Below are 7,644 nucleotides of genomic sequence, written 5' to 3' on the forward strand. Positions count from 1 at the left end.
CACCCCCGTCGTGACGCTCGACGCCCGACGCCGGGACAGCGCCAAGAGCGCCCTCATCACCCTCGTCGAGCACGCCCTCCTCGCCCGCCTGCGCTGAGGCGGTCGGCACCGGGTCGGAGCGCCCCGGAGGCGAGTGCGCGAGTAACAACCGCGCCGAGCCGAAGGGGCGCGCCGGTGTCGAAGGGAGAGAGCGAGGAGGCCCCGAGGAACGAGGGGCATCGGAGCGACGACCGTCGGCACCGGGTCGGAGCGCCCCGGAGGCGAGTGCGCGAGTAGCAGCGGCCCACGGGTTCCTGGGGGGAGTCCGTGGGCCGTGGTGGCGCGCCTCCCGCTACTCGGCCGGCTCCAGCCCCGCGCGGATCAGGCCGTAGGTGTACGCGTCCTCCAGGGCCAGCCAGGAGGCGGCGATGACGTTGTCGGCCACCCCGACGGTGGACCAGCTGCCGGTGCCGTCGGTGGACTCGATCAGCACCCGGGTCTTGGACCCGGTGCCGTGCTGGCCCTCCAGGATGCGGACCTTGTAGTCCACCAGCTCCAGCTTGGCCAGCTGCGGGTAGATCCCCTCCAGCGCCGTCCGCAGCGCCTGGTCCAGGGCGTTGACCGGGCCGTTGCCCTCGCCGGTGGCGATCCGGCGCTCACCCCTCGCCCAGAGCTTGACGGTCGCCTCGTTGCCGGCGAACCCTCCCCCACCCTCCGGCCGGGGGGACCCCCATGGCCCCTGCTCGCTGATGGTCCGCCAGGACTCCAGGGTGTAGAAGCGCTCGCGCCGGCCCCGCACCTCGTCCCGGAGCAGCAGCTCGAAGGAGGCGTCGGCGGACTCGTAGGTGTAGCCGAGGTTCTCCTGCTCCTTCACGCGGGCGACCACCCGGCCGGCCAGGTCCCGGTCGGTGGAGAGGTCGTAGCCCAGCTCCTTGCCCTTGAGCTCGACCGAGGCGCGGCCGGCCATGTCGGAGACCAGCATCCGCATGGTGTTGCCGACGGTCTCCGGGTCGATGTGCTGGTAGAGGTCCGGGTCGACCTTGATCGCGGAGGCGTGCAGGCCGGCCTTGTGCGCGAAGGCGGAGTAGCCGACGTACGGCTGGTGGGTGGAGGGGGCCAGGTTGACCAGCTCGGCGATGGCGTGCGAGATCCGGGTCATCTCGGCCAGGCTGCCGGGCGGCAGCACCCGCCGGTCGTACTTGAGCTCCAGCGCGCCGACCACCGGGAACAGGTTGGCGTTGCCGACCCGCTCGCCGTAGCCGTTGGCGGTGCACTGGACGTGGGTGGCGCCGGCGTCCACCGCCGCCAGGGTGTTGGCCACCGCGCAGCCGGTGTCGTCCTGGGCGTGGATGCCGAGCCGGGCACCGGTCTGCTCCAGCACGTCGGCGACGATCTCGCGGACGCCGCCCGGCAGCATCCCGCCGTTGGTGTCGCAGAGCACGACGACGTCGGCGCCGGCCTCGTGCGCGGCGCGCACCACGCTCAGCGCGTACGCGCGGTTGGCCTTGTAGCCGTCGAAGAAGTGCTCGCAGTCGATGAAGACCCGGCGGTCCTGCGACCGCAGGAACGCGACGCTGTCCCGGACCATCTCCAGGTTCTCGTCCAGCGTGGTGCGCAGCGCCAGCTCCACGTGCCGGTCGTGCGACTTGGCGACGAGGGTGATCACGGGCGCACCGGAGTTGACCAGCGCGGCCAGCTGCGGGTCCTCCGCGGCCTTCCCCCCGGCGCGGCGGGTGGCGCCGAAGGCGACCAGCCGGGCGTGGCGGAGGTCCAGTTCGGCGGCGGCACGGGCGAAGAACTCGGTGTCGCGCGGGTTGGCCCCGGGCCAGCCGCCCTCGATGAAGCCCACCCCGAACTCGTCCAGGTGCCGGGCGATGGCCAGCTTGTCGGCCACCGTCAGGTTGATGCCCTCCCGCTGCGCGCCGTCGCGCAGGGTGGTGTCGAACACGTGGAAGCTGTCGTCCGTTCGGCTGACCTCGGTCATGGCCCTTGGTTCTCCGTTTCGGGGAGGATCGGTACTGCTCTGCCGGTTTCTCACTCCGGCTCCACTGTCCAGCATCCCGCGCGCGCCCCGGTGTCACGGAGCCCTTCGTGGGGGCCCGGCCGGTCCGGGAGCAACAAAAAGACCCCTCGCGGGTGCGAGAGGTCTGCGCGCGGGTCTGGACGCTGGTGGTCGTCTCCGCATCGGGTCCTGCGGAGACGGTCACTGCGGACCGGCGCGCCTGCTGCTAATAATCAGCGAAAGCGAGGACACGCTGGCAGTCTGGCACATGCGCCGCCACCCGGCCCGGCCGTCTCGGCATCCGAAACGGCGCAGGCCGGGGGCGGTACGGAATCAGACGATCTTGTGCAGCCAGCCGTGGGTGTCGGCGGCCTGGCCGCCCTGGATGGCGAGCAGCGCCCGGCGCAGCTCCATGGTGACCGGGCCGGGCTCGCCGGTGCCGACGGTCCAGTCGCCGCCGACCGACTTGACCGAGCCGACCGGGGTGATGACGGCGGCGGTGCCGCAGGCGAAGACCTCGGTGAGGGTGCCGTCGGCGTTGCCCTGCTTCCACTCGTCGGTGGAGATCTTCCGCTCCTCGACGGCGTAGCCGAGGTCGGAGGCCAGGGCCAGCAGCGAGTCGCGGGTGATGCCGGGCAGCAGCGCGCCGGAGAGCTCGGGGGTGACGATCCTGGCGTTCTCGCCCTCGCCGAAGACGAAGTACAGGTTCATGCCGCCCATCTCCTCGATCCACCGGTGCTCGGCGGCGTCGAGCCAGACGACCTGGTCGCAGCCCTTGGCGGCGGCCTCGGCCTGGGCGACCAGGGAGGCGGCGTAGTTGCCGGCGCACTTGGCGGCACCGGTGCCGCCGGGCGCGGCGCGGACGTAGTCCTCGGAGAGCCAGACCGAGACCGGCTTGACGCCACCGGGGAAGTAGGCGCCGGCCGGCGAGGCGATGATCATGAAGAGGTAGGAGTTGGACGGGCGGACACCCAGGCCGACCTCGGTGGCGAACATGAACGGCCGCAGGTAGAGGCTCTGCTCCGGCTCGTTCGGGACCCAGCCCTGCTCCTGCTGGACCAGCAGCTCGACGGCCTCGACGAAGGTCTCGACCGGCAGCTCCGGCATCGCCAGGCGGCGGGCGGAGGCCTGGAAGCGGGCCGCGTTGGCCTCCGGGCGGAAGGTCGCGATGGAGCCGTCGGCCTGGCGGTAGGCCTTGAGGCCCTCGAAGATCGCCTGGCCGTAGTGGAGCGTCATGTTGGCCGGGTCCATCTCGATCGGCGCGTACGGCGCCAGCTGGGCGTCGTGCCAGCCCAGGCCCTCGGTCCAGCGGATGGTGACCATGTGGTCGGTGAAGACGCGCCCGAAGCCGGGGTTGGTCAGCCGGGCCTCGCGCTCCGCGTCGGACAGCGGGTGGGCGGAGGGCTTGAGGTCGAACGTGATGGGCGCCTGGGTGGGCGTGCTCATGGCTGTATGTCCTTCACCGTGGGGTTGGTCCGGGCCGCCTCCGTCGGGTGAACGTTTCGGCGATCGAACGCCGGAACGAACGCACGACGGCACGGCCCACTGTCGATACTCGCATCCAGAGGGCCGTGCCGAACAGCTGCCGGCTCCTTGGGGAGCTGCAAGCTGCGGTTATGCGGTCCGGCCCGCCGGCCGGAACACGTTGTGTCGGTTCCGGCCTGTCAGCCGGAGCCCGCTTGTCGGTTCCGGCCCGTCAGCCGGATACTCGGGCGGCGAGCGCGTCGCCGACCTGCGAGGTGGTACGGGTGCCGGACCGCTCGGCCAGGTCCGCGGCGACCGCGGCCTCGACCTTGGCGGCCTCGGCGGCGAAGCCGAGGTGGTCCAGCAGCATGGCGACCGAGAGCACCGTGGCGGTCGGGTCGGCCTTGCCCTGGCCGGCGATGTCCGGCGCCGAGCCGTGCACGGGCTCGAACATCGACGGGAACTCACCGCTCGGGTTGATGTTGCCGCTGGCCGCCAGGCCGATGCCACCGGTGACGGCGGCGGCCAGGTCGGTCAGGATGTCGCCGAACAGGTTGTCGGTGACGATCACGTCGAACCGCTCGGGCTGGGTGACGAAGAAGATGGTCGCCGCGTCGACGTGCAGGTAGTCGGTGGTCACCTCGGGGAACTCCCGGCCGACCTGCTCGAAGATCCGGGTCCACAGGTGGCCGGCGTGCACCAGCACGTTGTTCTTGTGGACGAGGGTGAGCTTCTTGCGCGGACGCGCCTGGGCCCGGCGGTAGGCGTCCCGGACGACCCGCTCGATGCCGTACGCGGTGTTGAGGCTGACCTCGGTGGCCACCTCGTGCTCGGTCCCGGTACGCAGGGTGCCGCCGTTGCCGACGTACGGGCCCTCGGTGCCCTCGCGGACGACCACGAAGTCGATCTCCGGCTCGCCGGCCAGCGGGGACTTCACCCCGGGGAAGAGCCGGCCCGGCCGCAGGTTGATGTGGTGGTCGAAGGCGAACCGCAGCTTCAGCAGCAGCCCGCGCTCCAGCACGCCCGACGGCACGCTCGGGTCGCCGATGGCGCCGAGCAGGATCGCGTCGTGGCCCTTCAGCTCCGCCAGCACGCCGTCCGGCAGGGTCTCGCCGGTGCGGTGGTAGCGCCGGGCGCCGAGGTCGTACTCGGTGGTCTCCAGCTTCACGTCGGCGGGCAGCGCGGCGCCGAGGACCTTGAGGCCTTCGGCCACCACTTCCTGGCCGATGCCGTCACCGGGGACAACTGCGAGACGAATGGTGCGAGACATGGTCGGACCCTACTCCGGTGTCCCAGTGACTGACACCCGCTGTCCACCATCCGGACGAGCGGTCAGGTGAGGTCGATGTCGACCGGGAACGGCCGTTCGAGCTTCAGCTGCTTGTGGTGGATCCCGGTCAGACCGTAGGACTGCGTGGCCGGGTCCAGCTCGTAGGTGTGGACGACCGGGCGCCCCTCCTCGTCGCCCTCGACCCGCCAGAAGTGCGGGATGCCCGCGGCGGCGTACTTGCGCGGCTTCACCTGGCGGTCGCGCTCCCGGGACTCCTCGGAGACCACCTCGATGACGAGCGACACGTCCTCGGCGTTGCAGTACGTCACCTTGGGACCGGTGCCGGCCTGCGCGGTGACGACCAGGAGATCCGGCTCCGGACGGTTCCGCCGGTCCAGCGTGACCGTCATCCCCCGCCACACCTCACGCCCCTCCGGAACCGCAGCGTCCAACGCCCGTTCCAGCCTGCGGAGGGTGCGCATGTGGAACAGGTTCTGCGGACTCACGAAGATCAGGCTCCCGTCGAGCAGCTCGGTGTGCGGCGGGAGATCGGGCAGCCGGTCGAGGTCCTCGGCGGTGTACCCCTCGGGCGGGGGCCGGAGCCAGTCCGGGTACGGCTCCATGGTCATGGTTCCTCCCATGCGCGCATCCTGACGGGCCTTCCCAGGCTACTCGGCGGGGTTCGCCCGCACGTCCCTCCCACGAGGGAGCGCGTGAGACGGCGTCCGCGCCGGGGGCGCGCTTATGCTCGCGGGCATCCGGATCCGGCATTGCTCGCAGAACGGGGCAGATCACCATGGGCGCGCGGTGGCGGGAGGCACGGGTCTGCGGGGTGGCGGGCGGCGCGGCCATGGCGGGGTACGCGCTCGCGGCGGCACTGCGCGGGGCCTGGCCGCCGGGCGCGGCCGACACGGCGGTGCCCTTCCACGCCCACCTGTGGGACCTCGTGCACGGGCGCTCCCCCGGCGACCTGCTGGTCAACTGGAACAGCGGCTACGGGGCGCCGTTCCTGGCCGACTTCTTCGCCTACCTGATGAACCCGTTCTCCTGGGCCACCGTGCTGCTGCCGCGCGACCGGGGGCAGTGCGCGGTGTTCCTGGTCTCCCTGTGCAGCATCGGCCTCGGCACCGCCCTGATGGCGTACGTGCTGGGCCGGCTGCACGCCGGGCCGCACTGGCTGCGGGCGCTCGCCGCCGTCGGCTACGGGCTCTGCGCCTGGGTGCCGGCCGTCGGCGGCGCGGCCCCGATGTGGCTCTGGGGCCTGGTCTCGCTGCCGCTGCTCCTGCTGGCCGGCGACTGGTGCCTGCACGAGCGGCACTGGGCGGCGGCGGCCCTGTGCGTCGCCGCCGCCTGGGCCGGCAACCTCTACACCGCCGCGATGGCCACCATCACGGCCGGCCTGGTGCTCGCGGTCCGGCTGCTGGCCGTCCGGCGGCCGTTCCGGGCCCTGGTCCGGGTCACCGGCCGGGCCGTCACCGCCGGCACCGCCGGGGTCCTGCTGGCCGCACCCGTGCTGTTCGTCGCCGTCCGGGCCGCGCAGGAGGCCCAGCCGGAGGCCCCGGTGCAGCCGCTCGGCCCGTCCGGGCTCGGCGGCCACCTCGCCCGGCTGCTGCCCGGCACCCACGGAGGGCCGCCGGTCCCGGACGTCTCGGTCGGCCTGCTCGGCCTGCTGTTGGTCTCCGGGCTGCCGTTCAACCGCCGGGTGCGGGCCCGCGAGCGGGTCGCCTGGTGCGGGCTGCTGGCGCTGGTGGTGCTCGGCTTCCTCTGGACGCCGACCGTCCTGGTCTGGCACGGCCTGGCGATCCCGGCCGGCGGCCCGTACCGGGTCGCCTTCGTGCTGAGCGGCCTGCTGGTGCTGGCCGGCTGGGTCTCGCTGGCGCACCGGCCGGACGTGGTGACCCTGGCCGGCGGGGCCGGCGTGGTCCTGGTGGTCGCCCTGGTCGCCGCCGGCCGGCACCCGGTCCGGGCCTCCGCGTGGGTGCTGCTCACGGCCGGCGCCGCCGCCGTGCTCGCCGCGCTGTGGGCCCTGGAGCACCGGCACACCGACCGCCGGGCGGGCGCGGTGGCCACCGCCGTCCTGGGCTGCGTGGTGCTCGGCGGCGCCGTCCGGTCCACCTGGGCGGCCCTCGGCAGCCCTGCCGCCGGCACCCCCGCCGCCACCACGGCCGAGGGGCCCGCCGTCCGGGCCGCGTACGCCGCCCTGCAGCAGGCCGCCGACTGGCCGCGCGCCCGCACCGACCCCGGCCCGCACGCCTTCACCCCGAACGACCCGCTGCTGCTCGACGGCCAGGGCGGCGGTTACGCCAGCAGCTACCTGCCCACCGTCACCGCCTACCTGCTGCACGACCTCGGTGCGGGCTGGACGGCCGGCGGCCGGCGGACCGCCTCCGTCACCGACCCGGTCGGGCAGGCGCTGTTCGCCGTCCGCACCCACCTCGACGACGGGCCGCCGCCGGACGGCTTCACGGTCGGCCGGGCCGCCGCTCCCCCGCTGGTCACCGTGCTGCCGCCCGGGGCGGCGACGGGCACCTCCTCGGTCTGGTCCCGGCAGGAGTCGCTGCTCGGCGGGCGGGTGTACGACGTGCCCGGTCCCGTCCCGGCGGGCGGCCCGGCGCCCACCGCGCACGGCAGCGGCTGGTCCGTGCCGGCCACCCCGGCCGGTGCGGAGGGCACCGTGTTCACCGCGGCCTGCACGCCGGGGGGGACGGCGTACTTCCACGGGGTCTGGTTCACCGGCACGGTGAGCGGCCTCGGCACCACCTACCGCAGCGACGGCGCTCAGCCCGTCACCGCGGTGCCGGTCCACCGGCTCGGCGTGGTCCCCGCCGACGGCGTGGTCCGGGTGGTGCTGCACGCGGACGCCGTCACCCAGGTGCCGGCCCGGCCGGTCGGCTGCCTGCGGCCCGGCGCGCTGGCCGCCGCCGTCGCC

General features: G+C 73.7%; 5 protein-coding genes and 1 pseudogene. 2 read left to right on the forward strand and 4 right to left on the reverse strand.

What is annotated here, in order from left to right:
• A pseudogene (locus tag ABZ885_RS31670) lies at positions 1-97 on the forward strand (ATP-binding protein); the annotation flags it as partial.
• A 234-nt stretch (positions 98-331) separates the two neighbouring features.
• Here the strand turns inward: ABZ885_RS31670 and cimA are convergent.
• From cimA to ABZ885_RS31690, 4 genes are all read right to left on the reverse strand, one after another.
• Entirely contained in the window at positions 332-1,963 is a 1,632-nt protein-coding gene (gene cimA / locus ABZ885_RS31675) for a citramalate synthase (RefSeq protein ID WP_360196211.1), read from the reverse strand.
• Between the two features lie 351 nt (positions 1,964-2,314).
• Positions 2,315-3,427 (reverse strand): branched-chain amino acid aminotransferase, encoded by a 1,113-nt coding sequence (locus ABZ885_RS31680; protein ID WP_360196214.1) that lies wholly within the window; start codon positions 3,425-3,427, stop codon positions 2,315-2,317.
• Positions 3,428-3,677: 250 nt separating this feature from the next.
• Positions 3,678-4,715, reverse strand: coding sequence for a 3-isopropylmalate dehydrogenase (locus ABZ885_RS31685; RefSeq protein WP_360196217.1), 1,038 nt, complete (start codon positions 4,713-4,715; stop codon positions 3,678-3,680).
• Between the two features lie 62 nt (positions 4,716-4,777).
• A complete protein-coding gene (locus ABZ885_RS31690) occupies positions 4,778-5,356 on the reverse strand; it encodes a Uma2 family endonuclease (RefSeq protein ID WP_360196220.1) in 579 nt (192 codons plus the stop codon).
• Positions 5,357-5,511: 155 nt separating this feature from the next.
• Here ABZ885_RS31690 and ABZ885_RS31695 point away from each other — a divergent pair.
• Positions 5,512-7,644: YfhO family protein (locus tag ABZ885_RS31695; RefSeq protein ID WP_360196223.1), on the forward strand; the 2,133-nt coding region annotated here is incomplete at its 3' end.

The sequence above is a fragment of the Kitasatospora sp. NPDC047058 genome (assembly GCF_040643935.1).
GTDB lineage: Bacteria > Actinomycetota > Actinomycetes > Streptomycetales > Streptomycetaceae > Kitasatospora.

Bases quoted from the DNA above. Each gene is read 5' to 3' on its own strand.
- cimA (WP_360196211.1), bottom strand. From the start codon at position 1,963: ATGACCGAGGTCAGCCGAACGGACGACAGCTTCCACGTGTTCGACACC.
- ABZ885_RS31680 (WP_360196214.1), bottom strand. From the start codon at position 3,427: ATGAGCACGCCCACCCAGGCGCCCATCACGTTCGACCTCAAGCCCTCC.
- ABZ885_RS31690 (WP_360196220.1), bottom strand. From the start codon at position 5,356: ATGGGAGGAACCATGACCATGGAGCCGTACCCGGACTGGCTCCGGCCC.
- ABZ885_RS31685 (WP_360196217.1), bottom strand. From the start codon at position 4,715: ATGTCTCGCACCATTCGTCTCGCAGTTGTCCCCGGTGACGGCATCGGC.